At 31.7% G+C, this 22,101-nt stretch carries 26 protein-coding genes and 1 other RNA gene; 12 read left to right on the top strand and 15 right to left on the bottom strand.

Features of this window, described 5'->3' with window-relative positions:
- The first annotated feature begins 75 nt into the window (after positions 1-75).
- The 7 genes from HN894_01125 to HN894_01095 all read left to right on the top strand — a co-directional run bounded on the left by HN894_01125 (position 76) and on the right by HN894_01095 (position 5,636).
- Positions 76-534 (top strand): hypothetical protein, encoded by a 459-nt coding sequence (locus HN894_01125; protein ID MBT7141908.1) that lies wholly within the window; start codon positions 76-78, stop codon positions 532-534.
- A gap of 154 nt (positions 535-688) precedes the next feature.
- Positions 689-1,033 (top strand): PD-(D/E)XK nuclease family protein, encoded by a 345-nt coding sequence (locus HN894_01120; protein ID MBT7141907.1) that lies wholly within the window; start codon positions 689-691, stop codon positions 1,031-1,033.
- Positions 1,034-1,045: 12 nt separating this feature from the next.
- A complete protein-coding gene (locus HN894_01115; GenBank protein ID MBT7141906.1) occupies positions 1,046-1,606 on the top strand; it encodes a hypothetical protein in 561 nt (186 codons plus the stop codon).
- Positions 1,607-1,617: 11 nt separating this feature from the next.
- Positions 1,618-1,875 carry a hypothetical protein gene (locus HN894_01110; protein ID MBT7141905.1) on the top strand — a complete coding sequence of 86 codons (258 nt, stop codon included), beginning with the start codon at positions 1,618-1,620 and terminating at the stop codon, positions 1,873-1,875.
- Entirely contained in the window at positions 1,865-2,194 is a 330-nt protein-coding gene (locus tag HN894_01105; protein MBT7141904.1) for a type II toxin-antitoxin system PemK/MazF family toxin, read from the top strand. Before HN894_01110 ends, HN894_01105 begins: the two co-directional genes overlap by 11 nt.
- A 38-nt stretch (positions 2,195-2,232) precedes the next feature.
- Positions 2,233-3,693, top strand: a complete 1,461-nt coding sequence (locus tag HN894_01100) for a cysteine--tRNA ligase (protein ID MBT7141903.1) — start codon at positions 2,233-2,235, stop codon at positions 3,691-3,693.
- A gap of 41 nt (positions 3,694-3,734) precedes the next feature.
- On the top strand, positions 3,735-5,636 hold the full coding sequence (locus HN894_01095; GenBank protein ID MBT7141902.1) for an amidophosphoribosyltransferase: 1,902 nt from the start codon (positions 3,735-3,737) through the stop codon (positions 5,634-5,636).
- A 100-nt stretch (positions 5,637-5,736) separates the two neighbouring features.
- On the opposite strand, the gene HN894_01090 is transcribed toward HN894_01095, so the two are convergent.
- From HN894_01090 to HN894_01060, 7 genes are all read right to left on the bottom strand, one after another.
- Positions 5,737-7,062, bottom strand: a complete 1,326-nt coding sequence (locus HN894_01090) for a pyridoxal-phosphate dependent enzyme (GenBank protein ID MBT7141901.1) — start codon at positions 7,060-7,062, stop codon at positions 5,737-5,739.
- A 128-nt stretch (positions 7,063-7,190) separates the two neighbouring features.
- Entirely contained in the window at positions 7,191-8,666 is a 1,476-nt protein-coding gene (locus tag HN894_01085) for a putative sulfate exporter family transporter (GenBank protein ID MBT7141900.1), read from the bottom strand.
- Between the two features lie 19 nt (positions 8,667-8,685).
- Positions 8,686-8,943, bottom strand: coding sequence for a DUF5395 family protein (locus tag HN894_01080; protein MBT7141899.1), 258 nt, complete (start codon positions 8,941-8,943; stop codon positions 8,686-8,688).
- Complete coding sequence (locus tag HN894_01075) at positions 8,933-9,127, bottom strand: hypothetical protein (GenBank protein MBT7141898.1); 195 nt, start codon at positions 9,125-9,127, stop codon at positions 8,933-8,935. Before HN894_01075 ends, HN894_01080 begins: the two co-directional genes overlap by 11 nt.
- A 155-nt stretch (positions 9,128-9,282) precedes the next feature.
- On the bottom strand, positions 9,283-9,990 hold the full coding sequence (locus HN894_01070) for a phosphoadenylyl-sulfate reductase (protein MBT7141897.1): 708 nt from the start codon (positions 9,988-9,990) through the stop codon (positions 9,283-9,285).
- 40 nt (positions 9,991-10,030) lie between these two features.
- Positions 10,031-11,290: a pyridoxal phosphate-dependent aminotransferase family protein gene (locus HN894_01065; protein MBT7141896.1), complete on the bottom strand. Its 1,260-nt coding sequence runs from the start codon at positions 11,288-11,290 to the stop codon at positions 10,031-10,033.
- A gap of 264 nt (positions 11,291-11,554) precedes the next feature.
- Entirely contained in the window at positions 11,555-13,960 is a 2,406-nt protein-coding gene (locus HN894_01060; GenBank protein MBT7141895.1) for a TonB-dependent receptor, read from the bottom strand.
- 183 nt (positions 13,961-14,143) lie between these two features.
- Between HN894_01060 and HN894_01055 the strand changes: the two genes are divergently transcribed.
- Positions 14,144-14,671, top strand: a complete 528-nt coding sequence (locus HN894_01055) for a hypothetical protein (GenBank protein ID MBT7141894.1) — start codon at positions 14,144-14,146, stop codon at positions 14,669-14,671.
- A 74-nt stretch (positions 14,672-14,745) separates the two neighbouring features.
- Here HN894_01055 and HN894_01050 read toward each other — a convergent pair whose 3' ends face one another.
- Positions 14,746-15,246, bottom strand: coding sequence for a YkgJ family cysteine cluster protein (locus HN894_01050; GenBank protein ID MBT7141893.1), 501 nt, complete (start codon positions 15,244-15,246; stop codon positions 14,746-14,748).
- A 28-nt stretch (positions 15,247-15,274) separates the two neighbouring features.
- Positions 15,275-16,159, bottom strand: a complete 885-nt coding sequence (locus HN894_01045) for a DMT family transporter (protein MBT7141892.1) — start codon at positions 16,157-16,159, stop codon at positions 15,275-15,277.
- Between the two features lie 289 nt (positions 16,160-16,448).
- Here HN894_01045 and HN894_01040 point away from each other — a divergent pair, with 289 nt between their 5' ends.
- The 3 genes from HN894_01040 (at position 16,449) to HN894_01030 (ending at position 17,764) form a co-directional block, all read left to right on the top strand.
- Positions 16,449-17,300 (top strand): SPFH domain-containing protein, encoded by an 852-nt coding sequence (locus tag HN894_01040; GenBank protein ID MBT7141891.1) that lies wholly within the window; start codon positions 16,449-16,451, stop codon positions 17,298-17,300.
- Between the two features lie 32 nt (positions 17,301-17,332).
- Positions 17,333-17,491 (top strand): Arc family DNA-binding protein, encoded by a 159-nt coding sequence (locus HN894_01035; protein ID MBT7141890.1) that lies wholly within the window; start codon positions 17,333-17,335, stop codon positions 17,489-17,491.
- 63 nt (positions 17,492-17,554) lie between these two features.
- Complete coding sequence (locus tag HN894_01030) at positions 17,555-17,764, top strand: GTP-binding protein (protein ID MBT7141889.1); 210 nt, start codon at positions 17,555-17,557, stop codon at positions 17,762-17,764.
- A 34-nt stretch (positions 17,765-17,798) separates the two neighbouring features.
- Here the strand turns inward: HN894_01030 and HN894_01025 are convergent, their stop codons facing one another.
- The 3 genes from HN894_01025 to ssrA form a co-directional block, all read right to left on the bottom strand.
- Positions 17,799-19,016, bottom strand: coding sequence for a hypothetical protein (locus HN894_01025; GenBank protein MBT7141888.1), 1,218 nt, complete (start codon positions 19,014-19,016; stop codon positions 17,799-17,801).
- A gap of 3 nt (positions 19,017-19,019) precedes the next feature.
- Positions 19,020-19,604: a sigma-70 family RNA polymerase sigma factor gene (locus HN894_01020; protein MBT7141887.1), complete on the bottom strand. Its 585-nt coding sequence runs from the start codon at positions 19,602-19,604 to the stop codon at positions 19,020-19,022.
- Between the two features lie 216 nt (positions 19,605-19,820).
- Positions 19,821-20,219, bottom strand: a transfer-messenger RNA (tmRNA) gene (gene ssrA / locus HN894_01015).
- A gap of 88 nt (positions 20,220-20,307) precedes the next feature.
- Here ssrA and dtd point away from each other — a divergent pair.
- On the top strand, positions 20,308-20,760 hold the full coding sequence (gene dtd, locus HN894_01010) for a D-tyrosyl-tRNA(Tyr) deacylase (protein MBT7141886.1): 453 nt from the start codon (positions 20,308-20,310) through the stop codon (positions 20,758-20,760).
- A gap of 34 nt (positions 20,761-20,794) precedes the next feature.
- Here dtd and trmB read toward each other — a convergent pair whose 3' ends face one another.
- The 3 genes from trmB to HN894_00995 form a co-directional block, all read right to left on the bottom strand.
- Positions 20,795-21,484 carry a tRNA (guanosine(46)-N7)-methyltransferase TrmB gene (trmB, locus tag HN894_01005; GenBank protein MBT7141885.1) on the bottom strand — a complete coding sequence of 230 codons (690 nt, stop codon included), beginning with the start codon at positions 21,482-21,484 and terminating at the stop codon, positions 20,795-20,797.
- 94 nt (positions 21,485-21,578) lie between these two features.
- The gene (locus tag HN894_01000; GenBank protein MBT7141884.1) at positions 21,579-21,806 is read right to left on the bottom strand and encodes a hypothetical protein; all 228 of its coding nucleotides are present in this window, start codon (positions 21,804-21,806) and stop codon (positions 21,579-21,581) included.
- Positions 21,807-21,860: 54 nt separating this feature from the next.
- Positions 21,861-22,085, bottom strand: coding sequence for a hypothetical protein (locus HN894_00995; GenBank protein MBT7141883.1), 225 nt, complete (start codon positions 22,083-22,085; stop codon positions 21,861-21,863).
- Between the last annotated feature and the right edge of the window lie 16 nt (positions 22,086-22,101).

Genomic DNA, 22,101 nt, shown 5'->3' with positions numbered 1-22,101 from the left:
TGAGTTGCTAATTACGAATTATACTTCGTTTATTAATTCAGAATAGAATATTTCCGTATTCAATGAGGTGAAAAAATGACAAATGCAAATCGAAATATAAATATAGTAGAACCAGTCTCATTTTCTGACATAAAATATTTTCTTGAGCGTTTTGAAAAACATCACAAGAGTGTCGAAAAACTCAAAATTGAGAATGACCGACAGCGCTACGGAAATTTGTTCTCAGGTTTAAATGCAATAAAATCTATCTATGTTAGGCTTTCTAAACATTTAGCTTTCGACTATAATATTTTTTCAATTCTTCGAAACCTTAAAACTAATGAAGAAATAACTCATTCGCCTTTTCTTGCAAATTTGTTGGATATAAACGGTTCTCATTGTCAGGGCGATTTGTTTTTTCGGAATTTCATTTCACAACTTTTTGAAAAAGAAAATGATTGCAAAAAAATTCTTAAAGAAATTGACAAGGATTATTTTTTTGTAAATAGTGGTTCTAAGAAAACAGGCAATTTTTATAAAATAATAAATTTTTGATGAGATTTCTATTTTCTTTCATGCAGTAAATGCTTTTGTATTAAACAAATGAAAAAAATAGAAATATCGCAAAAAGAGATGTTTTTAATTTTGAACTGTTTTCTTAGAGGCACTAAATACAGAAAAAACAACTGCTTTTGGCAGATTAGATATTTTGATTGAACACTATGGAGCGGAAAATCCATTTTTAATATGTATAGAAAACAAAATTGATGCGGAAGACCAACCACGACAACTCGAACGATATTACGATTATTTGAAAACTAAAAATGACAACACTAAAATCTTACTCATTTATTTAACAAAAGATGGCAAAAAACCATCAGAAATTTCAATTGAGAATGAAATATTTAAGCAACTTGATGAAGACGGAACACTGAAATTGATGAGCTATCGAAATCATATTCGTGAAATGCTAATTAATTCATTACCTTTAATTAAGCCTGAAAAAGTGAAAGTGGCTGTAAACCAGTATCTTGAAATTATTGAAACATTCTAAAAAAGAAAACAAATGAGCGAATACAAAGAAGCAATATTCAATTTTATTACAAAAAGTGAAAATTTCAAAGCTGCTTTTGAGGTTTCTGAACAAATGGAGGAGATAAAAAAGAAGCTTATTACTGATTTTTGGAAAGCAGTAAAGATTAAGATTGAAAGCAAAATCGAAGAAAAAAAACTCGAATGGACAATTCGATTAGATGATGTATTTGACACCTATTCAAAACTTCATATTTTCACTTCTGGTTCTTATGACATTTCAGCAAGCTATGAAGGATTATCTAAGAATCTTCTTTTTGGTATTTGGATACATACACAAAACGGTAATTTTGACCAAAAAGATATAGATGAGAATATTAAAAAGAAGAATTTATTTATGGATAAGAATCTGAATAGTAAGCATTGGATATGCTGGGAAAACTATCAAGATCATTTCAACAAAATTGAAACTTTAATGAAAATTCTAATAGATATAAGAGAAAAATTTGCAGATGAAATTGCAACTCATCTTTTTAAATTTGCAGAGGAAAATAAAGTCCACATTGACGAATTTTGCAAAATGAGAATACAGTAAATCAAAATATTATGAAAGTAGTAGAAACAACGGGAATTATTGATAATAATAATATCTTGAAAATTGACAAAACTATTAATAAGCAATTTCTTAAGAAAAGCGTGCGAGTATTAATTTTACTTCCCGAAGAGAATGATAAATCTGATGAAATTGATGAAAAATTATGGTTAAAATCAATCTCAAATAATTCTGCATTTAGCTTTTTAAATGCACCGGAAGAAGATATCTATTCACTTTCAGACGGAAAATCTTTTGGCCATGAAGTATAAAATAGTGTTAGTTCCGTTTCCATTTGATAATTTTTCAGATTTGAAAGTTAGACCTGCAATTTGTTTAACAGATAAAATAGATAAATATAATCATGTCGTAATAGCTTTTATTACAAGCCAAATTTCTAAAACAACAGGAAAAACGGATATAAGAATAACAAATATTAAAAATACGGGCTTAAAGACAAATTCCACAATAAAGCTTCACCGCATTGTTACGATACCAACAAACCTGATAAAAAGAGAATTAGGGAAATTGCCAGATTCTTATCATAAAATAATGACTGACAAACTAAAAATACTATTTGAAATTGATTGAAAATAATCAAAAATCAATAAATAATCAAAAATTAATAAATGCAAATATTCAATACATTAACACGAAAAAAAGAAGATTTTAAATCAATAATTGATGGATTTGTTGGGATGTATGTTTGCGGACCAACAGTTTATGGCGATGCACATTTGGGACATGCACGGCCTGCCATAACTTTCGACATACTATTCAGATATTTAAAACATCTTGGCTATAAAGTTCGCTATATCAGAAACATAACAGATGTTGGCCATCTCGAAAACGATGCCGACGAAGGAGAAGATAAAATTGCAAAAAAAGCAAGGCTCGAACAAATTGAACCTATGGAAGTAGTTCAGTATTTTTCTGATAGATATCACGAAAATATGGAGCAACTTAATGTGCTGAAACCGAGTATTGAACCTCGCGCCTCAGGGCATATTCTCGAACAACAAGAAATGATTTCGAAAATTCTGGAAAATGGATATGCCTACGAAAAAAATGGTTCTGTGTATTTCGATGTTGAAAAATATAATCAGGACTTCGATTACGGAAAACTTTCGGGCAGAGTTTTAGACGACCTAAAAACAAATACACGCCAGTTAGACGGACAAGACGAGAAAAAAAATCCATTCGATTTTGCCCTTTGGAAAAAAGCAGCACCGGAACATATTATGAGATGGAATTCTCAATGGAGCGAAGGTTTTCCGGGTTGGCATCTCGAATGTTCGGTTATGAGCACTAAATATCTTGGCGAAAAATTCGATATTCACGGAGGTGGATTAGACCTGCTGTTTCCGCATCACGAATGCGAAATTGCACAATCGAAAGCTGCAAATAATTACGATTCGGTTAAATACTGGATGCACAACAATATGATTACTATTAATGGCCAGAAAATGGGGAAATCTCTCGGAAATTTCATCACTCTCGAAGAATTTTTCACAGGCACTCACAAGCTCATAGAAAAAGAATATAGTGCAATGACTGTTCGTTTTTTTATTCTTCAGGCACACTACCGAAGTACTCTCGATTTTTCGAACGAGGCTCTTGCTGCTTCCGAAAAAGGTTTGAACAAACTTTTGGCAGGAATTAAAACTTTAGAAAAAATTATTCCACAAAAATCGTCATCGGTCAATATTGATTCGATTGAAGAAAAGTGCTATGCAGCAATGGACGACGATATGAACACGCCGATTTTGATATCGCACCTTTTCGATGCAGTGAAACTTGTAAACAATATTGCTGCCGGAAACGATAGCATTAGCGAAACAGATTTGGAGAAATTGAGCAAATTATTTAAAGTCTTTATTTACGATATTTTGGGAATAAGTGAAGAAGAATTAGGTAGTGATGATAAAAACGACAAATTCGATGCAGTTATAAACTTGCTTCTGAACCTTCGCTTAGAAGCAAAAAGGAATAAAGATTTTGAAACTTCCGACAAGATTAGAAATGAATTGTTGAAACAAGGAGTAAAAATAAAAGATAAAAAAGACGGATTTGAGTGGGAACTGGAATAATCCAAATATTTGTTGAAAAAAAATAGCTAAAACTAAAAGAAATGAGCGATATAATAAAACATGAATGCGGAATAGCCTTAATTAGATTGTTGAAGCCATTAGAACACTATCAGTTCAAATATGGAACTTGGATGTATGGTTTGAACAAACTGTATTTAATGATGGAAAAACAGCACAATCGTGGACAAGACGGAGCCGGAATTGCAAGTCTAAAAATGGATATTAATCCCGGGAAAAAATATATCCATAGCTATCGCTCAAATAAATCGGAACCTATCAAAGATGTTTTCTCTCACATAAAAGAAATCTTTTCGAAATATGAAAATTCCCCATCGAAACTTCTGAAAGACGCAAACTGGGCAAGGGAAAATTTGCCCTATGCTGCCGATTTGTATTTAGGGCATCTCCGATACGGCACTTTCGGGAAAAATAATATCGAAAATGTGCATCCAGTGATGCGAGAAAATAATTGGAAAACCCGAAATTTGGTTATGGCAGGAAATTTTAATCTGACTAATGTTGATGAATTATTTTCGTCGCTCATCAAATTCGGACAACATCCTAAAGATTACTCAGACACTGTTACAATTCTCGAAAAAGTAGGACTTCATCTTGATGAAGAAAATCAGCAACTTTTTGCGAAATATAAAAATGAAGGTTTTGTTAATGAAGATATTTCTGAAAAAATTGCCAAAGAACTTGATATTCAAAAAGTATTGATGGAATCGAGCAAAGATTGGGATGGAGGTTATACAATTGCAGGACTTCTTGGGCATGGCGATGCTTTTGTGTGCAGAGATCCTAATGGAATTCGTCCGGCATTTTATTATCACGATGATGAAATTGCTGTGGTTGCATCGGAACGTCCTGTAATTCAGACTGTTTTGAATGTAGATTTTGAACAAGTGAATGAGCTTCAGCCTGGCAATGCTCTGATTATTAAAAGAAACGGACACATTTGTGAGAAACAAATAAGAATTCCTCTTGAGAGAAAATCCTGCTCCTTCGAGAGAATATATTTTTCGCGAGGAAGCGACAAAGTGATATACAACGAGCGGAAAAAACTGGGAGAATTGATTACACCCGCAATAATTAAAGCTATTGATGGCGATTTTGAAAATACCGTATTTTCATATATTCCAAATACTGCTGAAACTGCCTTTTTTGGCATGATAAAAAGCCTTGAAGAGAAAATTGACGAAGGAAAAAAGCAGGAAATTCTTAAACTAAAAGATAAGATTGACCAAAATGTTTTGGATAAAATTGTCAATCGCCGCATCAGAGTAGAAAAAATTGCTATAAAAGATATTAAACTACGTACGTTCATTTCTAATGACAAAGGCAGAAACGATTTAGTAGGACACGTATATGACATCACCTATGGTGCTTTAAAACCGGGTAAAGATAAACTCGTAATCATTGACGATTCAATAGTAAGAGGTACTACACTGAAACAAAGCATAATAAGAATTTTGGATAGGCTCGGGCCAAAAAAAATAATTGTTGTTTCGTCTGCCCCACAAATTCGATATCCCGATTGTTATGGAATTGACATGGCTAAACTTGGCGATTTTATAGCTTTTCAGGCAGCTATTGAGCTCCTCAAAGAAACCAATCAAAAAGCAGTGATTGATAATGTTTACACTAAATCTATTGCTCAAAAGAATTTGCCTAAAGAACAAATAATCAACTATGTAAAAAATATTTACAAACCATTTACTGCCGAACAAATTTCTGCAAAAATTTCTGAACTTTTGAAACCCAAAAATACCAAAGCAGAAGTTGAAATTGTATATCAATCTATCGAAAACCTTCACAAGTCTTGTCCAAACGATTTAGGAGATTGGTATTTCACAGGGAATTACCCTACACCAGGCGGCAACAAAGCGGTGAATAATTCTTTTATTAATTATATTGAGAAGAATGACGTGAGGTCGTATTGAAATAACTCACGATTCGATAATTGTGCGGTTGGAGTTCAAAATAAGTTAATTTTCCCTTTGCTAAATAGTGCCTATAAGATAATATATAGAGGCTTATTTCCTAAACAAACTTCTCCCAAAGTTTATTCCTATGTTTCATTCTATCAGAAGGTTCACAGTCGTTGATAGAGTCAATGGTTTTTGTAGTATAAATCATTTGTTCCATAAATTCTGGAGCTCTTTTCACTCCTTCACCGACATTTATCATTACTAAATCATTATCTTTAATGAGCCCTTTTTTAAGAGAATTGAAAAATCCACCCACAGCAATGGTCGATGCCGGTCCTATTTGATTATTTGTTTCGAAAGCTATGAGACGAGCTACATCAATGGCATCATCCTCTGAAAATGAAATAATTTCTCCATTACTTTTTCTAACTAATTGGCTGATAATTGGATAAGTTGCAGGATTGCCGGTCGCTAAAGTTGGAATAGCTGTAACAGGGTTTTCTAAAATTGGATAATCGTTTTCCCATCCATCAGGAAAATTATTTGCTTTTGCCTTTTCCCAGCCGGCAGTCATTGGGTCGCATTTGTCGGGCTGCACCATTATAAAGCGTGGTAGCTCAGAAAACAATCCAAGATCTTTTATATCCTCACATGCCTTGTCAATGGCAATTGGCCCAGTTCCGCCACTTAGAGCCTGAATATAAACTGTTGGCAATTCTCCTAAAATCCTCAACCATTCGAAAACCATAGTTTTTTTTGCCTCAACACGCATAGGATCAGTGTTTCCGCCGGAAAGTAAAATGTCATATTTTTCGGAATATTCTGCTGCAATTTTCTTAGCTTTAGCATAATCTCCATTAACTCTAAATACTCGTTGTCCGTAGCTACTTATTTCTGATTCATGAGCTTTTAGGGCATCGCTCGGAATGAAAACCGAAAGAGAAATTCCGGCAAGTGCAAGATAGTGCGAAAATGCTGTTGCAATATTTCCGGTACTTGCAACAGCATATTGCTTAACACCATTTTCTTTCAGAACACTGGCTGCCATAGCTGCTGCAACATCTTTAAATGTTCCGGTTCCTCCGTTCAAATCGTTTCTGTAGGCAAAAACTTTGCAATTGATATTGTATTTTTGTTTCGCAAACTCTTCGAAAAAATCCCATCTATCAACTGGGATTACCCCTTCGCCTTGCGATATAATATTGCTCTTTTCCATTAATGGCAGAAAATCGAAATATTGCCAAAAACTTTCAGGTTTTTTTTCGTTTTGTTTTATTTTTTCAACTACATCTTGAACATTTCTTGAGTATTCAACATCTACCCATTTATTTTCACATTCGGGACATTTTTGTTTGAAAGAAAACCATTCCGCAAAATCGTTTATTATATGATTACATTTTTTACATTTTAAATGAAATTTTCCATCTACTTTTGACATACTTACTTATTTTTGAAGGGATTTATTAATTTTTTCGACATTTTTGAAATGTGATTTTCTTCAGTAAAAATCACACATCAAAAGTTTTAATAATAATATAAAATTTATTTTTTAACTTACTTTTCACTTTACTGAATTACAGGCACTTTCATTCCATGATGAAAAATCCAGGCAATACCAATTGCAACAGGTAAGATAAAAACAAACAAAGCAATTAAATATAGAAAGATAATTTTTCCGAATCGTGCCTCAGCAAGTTTCTTAAAATCAGTATTTACTCCAATACTAAAAAAAGTCAGCATAAAAAACAATTTTCGCATACCTTTTTCTACTGGAACAGCTCCAATTTTTGCTGGATCGGCAAGTTCTTTATCTATAAACAAAATTCCCAGATATATGAACCAAGAAAGAAAATATCCTATTACAAATTTTGGGAAACGATGCCAAATTTCAGAAGCATGAACTTTTTCACCAGGTGTTCGGTCTATTTTATAAACCCAAATCATTGCAAGAACAAATGCCCATATTCCAATGAACATATCTATCCAGATTTTTGTCATTATTGCACTTGTTGTAATAAATCCTTCCTCCCATGCAGTTCCATCCATTTCCAATTTTTTGTTACGCATGAGTTCGTCCATGATTGCTCCTGCAGCGGCATCGGCTCCATCTGTTTTTATTGCCATGCCCATTGCTGCACCGGCAACCACTGGCTCTTCAATCATTGTTGCGGTGAACAATGGTGGAATAATTACTAATTCTATAACTGCATAAACAACTATTAAAGCAGAAACCATAATAGGAATCAGCGGTTTTGCACGTACAGCCCCAGCTGTGGCAACTGCTGCCGAAACACCACAAATTGAAATTCCGGAAGAAATTACAGCAGATGTTTTACGGGGTAGTTTGAAAACCTTTCGGGCTATTAGATAAGTCCCGGGCCAAAAAATCAGATAGGCAACTATAGTTGCGGCAGCACCGGCAATTGCTAAATCGAAAATAAATCCTGATGCTTTGAAGGCAAGATATCCAACTTTTACTCCTAAAAAAACTATCGCAATTTTAATGAAAAGTTCTGGTTTTGCAGCTACGCTAAGATATTTTGCAAATTTCTTAAAAAAATTGCCAATTATTAATCCAACAATTAAAGCAATTATAAAAGAAGCACCACCACCAAGCGATAGCACCATCGACATATCGTATTTCTCTTTATTTAAGGTATTTGCAGCAAAAAACGCATGATGACCAATTATCCAAATCAAATATGTAAAGGCAAAAATTATTGTCCAACCAAAGAAGAATTGTTTAACATCCCATTTCATAAATCGTGCGGCAATGGTCAATGGAATAGAAAATGCCACATAAGTAAAGAGGATACTTCCTAAAAAACCAATAGCCTGATATGATTTCCCAAGTGGTTTGATAGCTGAAAAAAGTCCATTATTTTCTCCAAAGCCAGACCATTTTGAAGGATATGCAATCCATCCTACCAAATCGACTCCAAATAATGAACACAAACCAAGAAAAATAAAAAAGAAAGCAAGCCAAACTGACCACCAATCTTCTGTGCTTGTAATTCCGGAATACCAGCGTCTTTTTTCCATATTTTTGATAATTATTTTTTCAATTATTTTCTATTTCCAATATTCGATTAAAATAATGATTTGAATACTGTCGTATCCACTCTGGGATTGTTTCCTGGTCGAAATACATATATATATGAAACAATTTCACATTTTTATATATATTGCTATTTTTCAAGACTTTGCCGATTTTTGTATCCAATTCTGGAAGTGTTGGAGCAGATACATTTATTTCATTGTTTTCGGCTTGCCAATCAGCTCCATTCATAGTTAGCTTGAGTTCTATTTTATATGGCATTTAGTAAATACTTGTTCACAAAAAAGCCAAATACAACAAGCGATATTATTGCAGCAATGAATGAATATACAACCAATTTAGTTTCAATTTTCGACCATGGTTCCGGATTATCAAATACATCTACCATTTGTTCATTATCCATTAACGATAATGTACTCTTTTGTTTATCGTGATTATTTTCCATTTTTTATTTCAATAATTATCATTCAAAATAAATAACTTATTAGTTCTTTCTAAAAATAGTAAAAGCGAAATTTGCAACAGATTCATATATTTTTTGAAAATATTTCAAATTTCGCTTTTCATAATGAACTATATATTCAATTCAATTTATGTTGTCTAACTGATTTTTGAATTGTTTTCAAGAAGTTCGATATGCAATCCACATTCTTTTTTTGTAGAATTTTTCCATCTGCCATTTCTCTCTCCCGAGCCAATTGTATTTGGGCTTGTGCAATGCGAACAGCCTATTGATGTGTATCCAAAATCGTATAGAATATTGTAAGGAATTTTATTTATTCTAATATATTCCCACACATCGTTCCATGTCCAATAAACTAATGGATGAATTCTGACATATCCGCACTTGTCTTTCATAAACATATCATGACTTGCCCGGGTTTCACCCTGATCTTTTCGCAAGCCGGAAATCCAATTTATAATCCCAGATTCTTTCATATATTTTTTCTGAGGATCAATTTTATTTAGCTTGCAACATAGCTCAGTATCCGTTTTATAGAGTTCTTTATCGTGATTTATTTCATTTTTGCCATTTACTGAATTTGAGTTTACTGTTACTAAATTTAAATCCCATTCTTCAACCAATTTGTTTTTATATTCAATTGTTTCAGGAAAATGGTATGAAGTGTCGATAAACACAATTGGAAAATCAGGCATAATTTTTTTTATCATATGAATAATAACCAGTCCTGAAATCTGAAATGAGGTTGTCATTGCAACATTCGGATAAAGTTCAGAAATGCACCATTCTAATAAACTTTCCGGTTTTTCATTTTTGAAATAATTATTTAAACTCTTCAAATCCATGTTTTAGAAATTAAGATGATAAAATTCTAATGTCTGTAGTTTAACCTTTTGAAATTTCTTCTATTCCGGTAACTTCCTCGGCATTGTAGTGTCCTTTCTCAAGTTTTTCCTTGATTTCAGCAAAAGCATTTATTGTATATTCTACATCTTCTAAAGTATGTTCGGCAGTTGGAATAAGACGAAGCATAATAACTCCTTTCGGGACAACCGGATAAACAACAATTGAGCAAAATATACTATAGTTCTCTCGTAAATCAATCAAAACATTTGTTCCTTGTGCAACGTTTCCAGAAAAGAAAACAGGTGTTACAGGAGATTCTGTATTTCCAATATTAAAACCTTTTTCTCGTAAACCATTTTGAAGTGCATTTACAACATCCCACAATTTATTTCGTAATTCTGGTTTGTTTTGTAAAAGTTCCAAACGCTTTAAAGCACCAACTACCATAGGCATAGGAAGCGATTTAGCAAAAATTTGCGATCTCATGCTAAAACGTAACATATCAACGATTGCCTTATCGGAAGCAACAAATGCACCAATTCCAGCCATCGATTTTGCAAATGTTCCGAAGTAAATATCAACACCGTCCTGCACATTTAAGTGCTCGCCAGTACCGGCACCAGTATTTCCCATTGTACCAAAACCATGGGCATCATCAACCAACATTCTAAAATCGTATTTTTCTTTGAGTTTGTTTATCTCATTTAGCTTACCTAAATCGCCAGACATACCGAATACTCCTTCTGTAATAATTAATATTCCACCTTTGGTTTTTTCAGTAATTTTTGTAGCTCGCTCCAGTTCTTTATCAAGATTTTTCAAATCGTTGTGAGGATAAACAAATCGTTTTCCGAGATGTAGCCTTAATCCGTCTAATATACAGGCATGTGATTCTGAATCGTAAACAATTACATCGTTCCTATCGACTAATGAATCAATAATCGAAACCATTCCTTGATATCCATAATTCAAAAGATATGCTTTTTCTTTTCCAACAAACTGTGCTAATCTGTTTTCGAGTTCTTCGTGCATTTCTGTCTGCCCCGACATGATTCTTGCTCCCATTGGGTAAGCCAGTCCCCATTCTTTTGCACCGTCTTCATCTGCTTTTCTTACTTCAGGATCGTTTGCTAATCCAATGTAATTATTTAAGCTCCATGTCAAAACTTCTCGTCCTCTGAAACTCATTCGAGGTTTTATTTCTCCCTCAAGTTTTGGAAACATAAAATATCCATCGCCAACCGTCTGATATTTTCCTAATGGAGTTTGTTTTGCTTTCAGTTTTTCAAAAATATCCACTTCTTTTTATAATTAATTTATTTAATAGAAAATTATTTCAGTAACAAATTTTAAGTTTTTATATTTGAGTTTCGCACTTACCAGAAAGGATGGACATTTTTTAAAGTATAAAAGGTTTACACCACTTGGACAGCACCTTTAGTTAACTGTATTATAGACGTTTAACGAATTTTTTCGGAAAAGAATATTTTCATTATGACAATGCAAAATATACATAAGAAATAATACAACACAGTAAATTTATATAGGAATGCGAGAGCTATATTAAAATGAAGCCACAAATGAAATTGTAAAATTCCTTCCTGGCGAGCTCACTCCTGATGCAAATACTTTGTAATATTGGTCTAATATATTATTTGCAGATAAGTTGACTTTCGCAAACTCATTTATTTCGTAAGAAATTTTTGCATTGAAAGAATACCATGATGGAAATCCAAGTTCTGTTGCCTCAGACTCGTTGTCTTCACCATAAATAGAAAAGTCTTCTATATGTTTCCAAGCATGGTAAATAAAGCTTATTTGAGAATTAATCTTTTTATATGTATGCGTAATATTTGTTTGTGAAAAAACAGGAGGAATATGCCCTAATGGTTGGTTTATTGTATCCGTCAAGGTTCTACCTTTTGTAAAATTAATATTACTTTTTAGCGAAATATTTTTCGATAGTTGTGCTTTCAAAGAGATTGAAGCTCCGGAAATTAAAGCTTTGTCTGCATTTACATTTGTTATAATTCTGCACATTTCGCCATCGTAAACAATTGAATCTTCTCCATTTATAGTATAGAACGATCTAACTATTGCATCAGTTAAAAATGTACTATATACAACAGCTTGAAATTCAAATTTCTTATAGATTTTTTTAACTAATCCAAGCTCAAAATTATAGGCATATTCTGGTTTTAGCTTGTCGTTTGGTATTGTAACTAAGCCAATTTTTTCGCGAATTTTCCCATAATCATCAACATTTGGAATTCTATAAGCTGTAGAAATAATTGTATTAATCCGAAAATCATTCGAAAATCGATGGATAAAACTAAAACTTCCGGTTGGTGCACCTGTTAAAATATTTATTGAGCTGAATGGAAGATTAATAAAGCTTGAGTCCTTAAACTCAGATTTTAATTTTGATAGACTATATCTGAACCCTAAAGAAAAAATATTCTTATCGCTTAAATAAAATTTATATCGAAAATATGTAGAGTAATTTTGAGTAAAACTTCCACCATCGGGATATCGGGTTTGGGCAAGGAAACTTTCAGATTCAAAAATATTGACATATTTTGCCGTGGACGAAAGCAAATTATAGTTTATCTCAAAACCATAATTAATCACATTTGAATCTGAGTAATTTTTCAATAAATCTAAAGTTCCTGTTAAGATTTTTAAGTCTTCATTTTGAATTAGTCTATCTTCAATTCCAAATTTTCGGCTTATTCTATCTTCATCAATTTTTTGCCAACTCAAAATTCCTGTATATTCACTAAACCATTTATTGCTTTTTTTTGAATTTAATTCAATTGAACTTAAAAAGCGCTTTTGTGGACCATAATAATATTCTGCATATTTAAGATTTTCTCCATCATAATCATTCAATTTGTCGTACCTATTTATTGAACTTGAATTTGAAAATTGAAAATTCGTTATAAGTTTTTCTTTTTCAGAAATTTGAATTAAGAACTTTTGCAAAAAATCGTATTGTTTATAAGCTGTTCCAAATAAAACATTTGGATTATTATTTATTAAAGTAGAATCGTGCCCGCTAAAAGTCTCCACTAAATGAAAACATTTTCCGAAATCATCTTCATAATTTTTTCTATTTTCTCCAATTACAATATCAGCAAAAGAATTTACAGTTATGCTGGAAAGAGAGGCAAATTTACTTTTACCAAAAGTATAATCAATATGTCCCTTTCTGCCCCCATGCGAAAGTAGGCTTAGTTCGACTCTTCCATCAGAAATCGTACTTTCATTTGTCGAAAGTTTTGGCTCTTTTGTGCTGTAACTTATTACCCCACCAATTGCGTCGCTTCCATACATAACTGACGAAGGTCCATAGACAATTTCGGTCTTTTCTAAAATCGAATTATCTATTGTAATTGCATTTTGCAAATGTCCGCTCCTATAAATTGCATTATTCATTCGAACTCCATCGAAGACAAGTAATATTTTATTAGCCTCAAAACCACGAATGATAGGACTACCACCTCCACCCTGCGATTTCTGCACAATAATGTTTCCTGTTTCAGATAAAATTTCGGCAGAAGTGTTTGATGAAAGAATAGATATGTTGCGAGAATCTATAAAATCTGTCATATATGCAACACTATTTTTTTTCTCCTTTGATTTTGAAGCAGATACAACGAATTCCTCTAATAGAAAATTTTCGACTTCGAGAGAAACAATATAATTTACTTTTTTGATGTATTCATTATTCAAAACTAAAGGTTTGTATCTTCTATGTTGAAAATAGAGACTATCTGAAAGTGAGAAAAAGCAAATATCTGCTTTGCCATCACTTTTAGTCAAAGTAGAAATGTTTCTATTTTTATTGTAAATTGCTACATTTTCAATCGGATTTCCACTGAATTTTTCTACAACGGTAATAGTCTGACTAAAAATATTGGAACATATAGTTAATAAGGTGAAAAATATTATTGAATATTTATACATATAAAAAAATGAAATTTAGTTCATTAGCAAAATTCTTGCCAGTATCAGACTTTTTGAATAATACTCTTCAAAGATAAAAAAATATGAAATTGCAATAATAGTTTAAAAATATTTTGTTTTTTTAAATATAAAAGCGACTTTTGTCGTTCAGAGATTTGATGTTAAATTAAAAAAATTAAAATTATGAGTAATTACAGAAGTGTGATATTGGTATTGTTACTTAGCTTTAGTCTTTTAGCTTCGCAATGTATGGGTCAAAATCCAAAAGCAGACCAACAACAAGGGCAGAAGGGAAAAACTCAAAAGCAAAAAGGTGACAAACCTGCTAAAGAGAAAAAAGAACGAAGAGGAAGTTATGTTCTGTTGAAAGCAGTTGAACAGTCTGGCAAATGGGATATTACAGTTGATTATGGAAAAGACAAAGAATTGTTTACTGATTCTGAAAGAGATCAGGAAGCGAAAAAAACTTTCGACGCAGTCTTAGAAACTGGTTCATTAGTTGATGTTGTTAATGTATTAAATACCAAAGGCTTGGAGATATCTAATGCATACACAGTAACTGAAAAAACTACTACCCATTTTATTTGGTTGATGAGACCAAGCAAAGCAAACAAAGCAGGTGGAGCAGCAGCAGGAGCTAAAGGTGGAAAATCTACTATGACAAAAGAAGAAAGACAAAAAAGAAGACAAGAAATGCAAAATAGAGAGTAATAATTCATTTCTCGAATAATTTAAAAAAAGGCTGATTTTGTTAAATCAGCCTTTTTTATTTGTCAATTAATCAATTATTTTTTTTGATTAGACAGGTCAGCTTTTTTGAGTTCTTGCACTATTTCAAACACTGCTGGACATACAAATGTATTTTTCAAACTTAAATCTAAAAGTTGAAAAAACTTTTTCCTATCGGTGTGAGGATATTCCCGACATGCTTTTGGTCTATATTCATATACTCTACAATAATTGTCGCTTTGTAAAAAAGGACAAGGTGAATTTTTGAAAACAAAGTCATTTTCTGAATCGACACTCAGATACTTTTCAAAAAACTCTGAAGGTTTTATTCTCAAATGCTTAGACAATTTTTCAATATCTTTATTGTACAAAGTCGGGCTTATTGTAGTACAGCAATTTGCACAATCTAAACAATCAATTTCCTGAAATTTCTGCTGATGCAAATTGTTTACAATTTCATCTAATCTCTTGGGTTTTTTTCTTTTTAACCTCTTGAAAAAGTCCTTATTTGATTGATACTCTTTTTGAGCATTTATTTTCAGGCTCTCTAAATTCATTTATTTCAACAGTTTAAGTTACAACTATCTACTTTTTCAATCTCAATTGAGACAAAAATAGTCCAGAAATTACTAATCCTATCCCAGCCAATTTTATAAAACCTAATGGTTCGTCGAGCATAAAATATGCAAATACTGCTGTAAAAACGGGAATAAGATTTATAAAAACATTGGCTTTCGAAACGCCCAATTTTTTCATCGCTAATGTAAAAAATATGAAAGCAAAGCCCGAAGCCAGCAGAGACAACTCTAATAGCGGTGTCAAAAGTCCAATTGAAAATTCCACCTGCTGAAAGTGATTGTACTCGAAGATGAAAAATACCGGCAAAAAATAGATTGCCCCTAATCCGTTTTGATATGTAATAATTGTAAAAACACTATAATGCTTTGTGAGTCTTATCAAAATTACGTTATAAAAAATTGCTGAGACTACAGCAATAAGCATTATTAAAATGCCCGTAACAGCTCCACTTACTTCATGATTACCGCTAAATATCACTAACAAAACTCCCGATAATGAAATTATTATTCCTAAAAAATTCCACTTCGAAAGTCTTTCCTTCAAAAAATAGTAGGCAGCGAAAGGCATAAAAAGCGGAATTGTTGAAATTACAATTGCTCCCAAACTTGAAGAAACATATTGCAATCCAACACTTTCGCCAAGAAAATATAAAAACGGTTCGAAAAGTGTTAGCAAAACAAATATTTTATAATGTCTGCGTTCAATTTTTTGCAATTTCCTAAGAAAAATAGAAATGATTGCCAAAAAAATTGTGGATATAATCAGTCGTAGAAATACTGTTGAAATTGGTTTTAAGTATTCAAATATTTCTTTGTACCAAATAAATGACAAACTCCAAATGATAGTGGCAATAATGACTCCAGTATAAACAATTATTTTTGAGCTTCTCATTAAATTTACTTTTTCAGAATATGAAATTTCTTTAATTTACATTCAGTTTTACTTAAACAACAAAAGCAATGTAATAATTTCAATTTGAGCCACATTATTAAATAATTGAAAGAAATATATAGTTCTTACTTTTCTGCAAAAGTAAATTTCTTTTTCAAATAATTAGAATTCCATTTATGCATTTAAAATATCAGAAAAAAAATTCATTTTATGTAACTTTTTGAAATCATTTAAGTATCGAATTAATATGAATTTAATATTATTTTAATATCAATTTAAAATTACTAAAATGAAAAAAGAAAAAGAATACAATCCGTCCTCAGGTTATTTATGGTTAACCATATTAATAATTGTATTAGGAATTGGAATTTTTGGAGTAGCTGCAATGAAAGTATTATGGTTCATCCTTCTGTTACCTGTAGCTTTGCTCATTATTGCGGGACTACTTGTTATAAATCCCAATGAATCATCAGTTTTAATTTTATTTGGCAACTATAAAGGTACGGTAAAACAAAACGGTTTTTTTTGTGTAAATCCATTTTTTGTTAAGAAAAAAATATCATTGCGAGCAAGAAATCTCGATAGTGAACCAATTAAGGTGAACGACAAAATTGGAAATCCAATAATGATTGGAATTGTACTGGTATGGCGAGTTGAAGAAACTTTTAAGGCAGCATTTGAGGTTGACAATTATGAACATTTTGTTTCGATTCAGAGCGAAGCAGCAATCAGAAAATTGGCAGGACACTATCCTTATGATAATTTTGATGATCAGGAAGCAGATATCACTTTACGCTCTGGAGGCGAGGAGGTGAATCATGTTCTTGAAGCGGAACTTACTGAAAGACTTGAAATTGCCGGAATTCAGGTTATGGAAGCAAGAATTGCATATCTTGCATACGCATCGGAAATTGCCGGTGCAATGCTTCGCCGACAACAAGCCACAGCAATAGTTGCTGCACGTTTCAAAATTGTTGAGGGAGCTGTGAGCATGGTAGAAACAGCCTTAGAGCAACTTTCCGAGAAAAATATTATTGAATTGGAAGAAGAGAAAAAAGCAACGATGGTTAGCAATCTTATGATAGTTTTATGTTCTGACAAAGACGCAACACCGGTTATCAATGCAGGAACTTTACACTAGTTGATATTTAAGAATATCAAAAAGCAATTAAAATGGCAAAGAAAAAAACTTTCCTTTTGAGGCTAAATCCTGATATGATGGAGGCAATAGAAAAATGGGCTTCCGATGAATTCCGTAGTATTAATGGACAGCTCGAATGGATTTTACATAAATCTTTAAAAGACACAAAACGATTAAAAAAAGAAAAATAAATTACCTTTTTTCAAAGTTTTGAGTAATCTTAAACAACTTTTTTTTAATCTAAATAAAAACCCATGAACAAAATAAAATACAAATGCCCGAAATGCGGAAGCAGCATTTGCGAATTAGGAGAAATAAGAACTACAGGAAGTTTTGTTACAAAAATATTCAACATACAAAACAAAAGGTTTACAACTGTAACTTGCACGAAGTGTTCGTTTACAGAACTTTATAGCGAAAAAAGCAACAAATTGGGAAATGTACTCGATTTCTTTACAAACTAAATAATTATAAGGATAAGAGCAGAAAAGCTGAATTTCAATTAGTAATAGTTTCCAACAATTCGATTGCCTTATGTTGAAGCTCACCATTTTTTTGAATAATCTGATGTAATATAGATTTTGCTTCTTCATATTTTTTTTGCACAATCAGAATTTCAGCTTTTTTTATTTGTGCTTTCACTAAATAATTAGGACTTTTTGCCAAAATTATTTTGTCTAAATTGTTTAAAGCTTCATCATATTTTTCAGTTTCAAAGTAGCAAAGTGCTGAAAAATATATAGCTTGAAAATTGTCTTCTTGTTTTGATATTTCTTTGCTGAGTATTTTTAATGCCGATTTATATTTTCCGGCATTATATTTATTCATAGCTTTATCCAAATCGCTCTTTTCATTTGTCTGCTCCTTGATATGGCTTTTGCTCCTTTTTTTCTCACTAATATTTGAGATTTGAAAATGATTTTTTGGGCTCTTGGTTTCTTCAACACTTTCCGATGCTGGTTGAACAGCTTTAAATCTTCTTGCCTCCGGCACATTTGCACTTATCGATTTCTGAGAAGATTTCTCAAAAGATTGATTGCTTTTAGGTTTTTTCAGATTTTCATTTTCTTCTTCTGATATTTCATAGATTTCATTTTCATAATCAGATTCTTCTTCTGTAATATCTTCATCCATCACGCTCAACTGATTTTCAACAACTTCTACGTTTTCAACTATTTGTAGCTCTTTATAATCTTCAATTTCGGGTTTTTCAATTTCTTGTTTATTGAGTTCTTGTTTTTCTATTCCCTTAAATTCTTTTTCAATCTTTTCTTCAACTACAGTCATTTCATATAGATCCTCAAAATGGATATTCTGAGAGCTGTCAATTTCACTTTCGGTTTCAACGGCCATATATTCAGATTGGTTTTTCTCAACTAAATTATTTACAATTACAAAAATCCCTGAAATAACAACTACCATAGCAGCAATCGAAATAACTTTTTTCCAGCTATTTAGCCTTATAGTTTTAGGCTTTTCATAATTATTATTGAAAATGCCAGGTAAGACAATCTTCTCATTAATATCTTTGAGTTGATTAATATTTTTCAAATAAGACAATCCTTCCATCTCATCGGAACACATTTCGCAATCAAGCAAATGTTTTTCAACCAAAAACATCTCTTTCGAATCTAATTTATTTTCAAGATATTTTTGTTTCATATCTATTGAAACACATTCTGATTTTGAGAAAATATTATCGTATTTGGTTTTCATTACTTAAGAATAATCTTTTTGGAGTTTCATTTTAATATTTCTTTTTCCGTTTTGAATAAAACTTTTAACGTTTTTCAGACTGAAGCCGGTCGCATCAGCAATTTCGTTATAACACTTTTCTTGAAGATAGAACATTTCTATACACTTCTTTTGTTTTTCGTTTAAACTTTCGATAGCTTTTTCCAAGCTTTGCAATTTTTCTTCTTTTCCATTTTCAATATCTTTATGAAAAAAACTAAAATCTTCTATTAAATCACTTTCATCATCGATAATAATAGATTCCGAAAACTGTACCTTTGTTTTACTGCTACGAATTTTCAACAAACAAAAATTTTTCGTAACAACATGAAGCCACGATTTGAAATTTGCAATATTATGCTTTTTCAGATCTACAAAAAGTTTTTCATAAATTTGCATCATTGCGTCTTTGCTATCTTCTTCATTTTTTAAGTATTTCATGCAAACTAAAAAAACAAATTGAGTATAGCGTTTGAACAACTCGCCCACGATTGAGTGATTGTTACTTTTTTTGTAACTGATAATAAGCTCTATATCAGATATTTTTGTTATATTTTTGTTGCCGAACAAATGCCAAATATTTGGAACTACTTCAAGTTTTTATTTTCAAATTTTACATTTCAAAGATATTTAAACACTTTTATTAATGGATACAATTTGTTTTCAATTTCCATAAATTTTTTGTTTTTTTATAAAAATCTCATATAATACTTTTGAAATTGATGGCAAGTATGGCGAAAAAAAAACTTCAATAGAAAATTGAAGTTAAGGAGAACTAAATAAAAAAGGTGGAGCTGCAGGGAGTCGAACCCTGGTCCAAACAAGAAACCAAAATGCTTTCTACATGTTTAGTCCTTTAAAATTTTTTCGAGAAACAACTGAAAAAGAACAATCTATTGTTTCCTTATTTTCTGAATTTCGCAAGGGCATCGAAAAATCTACCCAAACTATCCCAATGTGAATGGTGCCCCATGTGCAAACAACCACCGGGAAGCATTGTTTGCGAGACATCTCGTTCCTCACTCCTTGAGCGAGGAATTTAGCTAATCGTGCCTGGCAAGATTATGCTGCGAGAGCGTAGTTATTTTCGCCGTTTAAAAAGTTGCAAAAAGTTTAACGAGTTAGTTGCGTTGCTCGACATGCTTACAAATCAATTCATCTTGCTGTCAAAGCCAAATCAGCCCCATGAATTTTTATGCAAAGATACAAAAAGAAATTATCGAAAAATTTATTATTATTGAACAATATTTTCATTTTGTTTTAATACATTAATATGAAAGCTGTAATCCAAAGAGTTTCAGAAGCTTCGGTAACAATTAATAAAAATATATTTTCAGAAATTAAAGATGGGCTTTTAATTTTAATCGGAATTGAATGTGCAGATAATCTGGAAGATATTAAATGGCTGTCAAACAAAATTTCAAATCTTAGAATCTTTAACGATGAAGAAGGAAAAATGAATTTGTCATTGAAAGAAACTAATGGAGAGGTTCTGATTATCAGCCAATTTACTCTTCATTCTAAAACGAAGAAAGGAAATCGTCCATCGTACATAAATGCTGCAAAACCCGAAATTGCAATACCATTTTATGAAAACTTCGTTGGTCAAATAGCTATTGATATCGGTAAAAAGCCAAAAGTTGGAGAATTTGGAGCAATGATGGATGTTAAACTAATAAATAGTGGGCCTGTAACAATAATTATTGATACAAAAAACAAAGAATAATAATTATCCCTTCAACAATTTTGTTAATTCCAAATTAGTCAAAAGGAATGACTTTTTGTTCTTTATTTAATTCAAACTTCAAGTATTTGATTTTTTTTCCTTCTTCAAGAAAAATATTCTCATAATTTGTTTTTATTGATAAAATATCTGAAAATAGATTTGCATTTTCGACATTATTGGTTGAGAACAAAAGGTTTAGCTTGTTGAATTCTATCATTTTGTTTGTAAAATCGAATAATTCCTGACTATCGGTTTTGAGATGAATTATTGAGCTTGGCTTTATTATGTTCCTATACAAATTTAAAAAACGAGCTGATGTTAAGCGTTTTTTACTACTTTTAAGCTGAGGATCGGGAAAAGTTATCCAAATTTCATCAACTTCATTTTTCCCAAAAAACGATGCTAACAATTCTATCCTTGTTCTGATGAATGCTACATTCTGTAGTTTGTTATCTAAAGCATATTTTGCTCCTACCCACATCCTTGCCCCTTTTTTATCAATCCCAATAAAATTCTTTTCAGGAATTTTTTCGGCAAGACCAATAGTATATTCTCCTTTTCCGCATGCAAGTTCAAGAACAATTGGGTTTGAATTGTTAAAGAATTTGCTCTTCCATAATAATTTTAGTTCAAAATCTTGATTTAAAATATCTGAGATTTCAATATCAACAACATTATCAAATTGCTTAATATCTGCAAACCTTTGAAGTTTCCTTTTAGCCATCTATCTGATTTTGACAGAAAATGATTATGCAAATTTTTCTATTTATTTTTTAGAAATAATAGTCTTAACTTGAAAAAACTGGAACGCATACAAATTAATAGGATGTACAAACTACTGTACCAACTCCACCAAGTTGTTCTGCACTAATCTCTAAATCGTCAATAAAATTTTCTATTTCTGTATTAGTACCACAAAATTCATCGTATGCAGCTTCAGTTTCTCCATTTACATTTTGTATTTCGCAAGTTGTGCACTTTTTGCATGAAGAAAAATAGAATAGAAAAAAGACAAAAATTAAGGCAACGAGTGGTTTTTTATTCATTATAATAGAATTAAAGAATTACAATCTAATATTCAAAACTGAGAAACTCAAACTTTATCTACTGCAAACAGCAGAATTTCCAACTCCAGGAATGGATGCTGCATCTTCAGCATATTGTTTTTCAAAATCGGACACTTCAGAATTCGTACCACAAAACTTCTCAGGAGTAGTGTCAATGCCGCTCGGGACACTTATGTAACAAGTTGCACACTCTTTACAAGAAGATATTGAGAACCCGATTAATAAAAGAAAAGCAAATAGTATTGTAATTTTTTTCATAATTTGATATTATTTT

The organism is Bacteroidota bacterium (assembly GCA_018692315.1).
In the GTDB taxonomy this organism is placed as follows: domain Bacteria; phylum Bacteroidota; class Bacteroidia; order Bacteroidales; family JABHKC01; genus JABHKC01.
The sequence above is the reverse complement of the archived record's forward strand: the minus strand, read 5'-3'. Positions and strand labels throughout refer to the sequence as shown.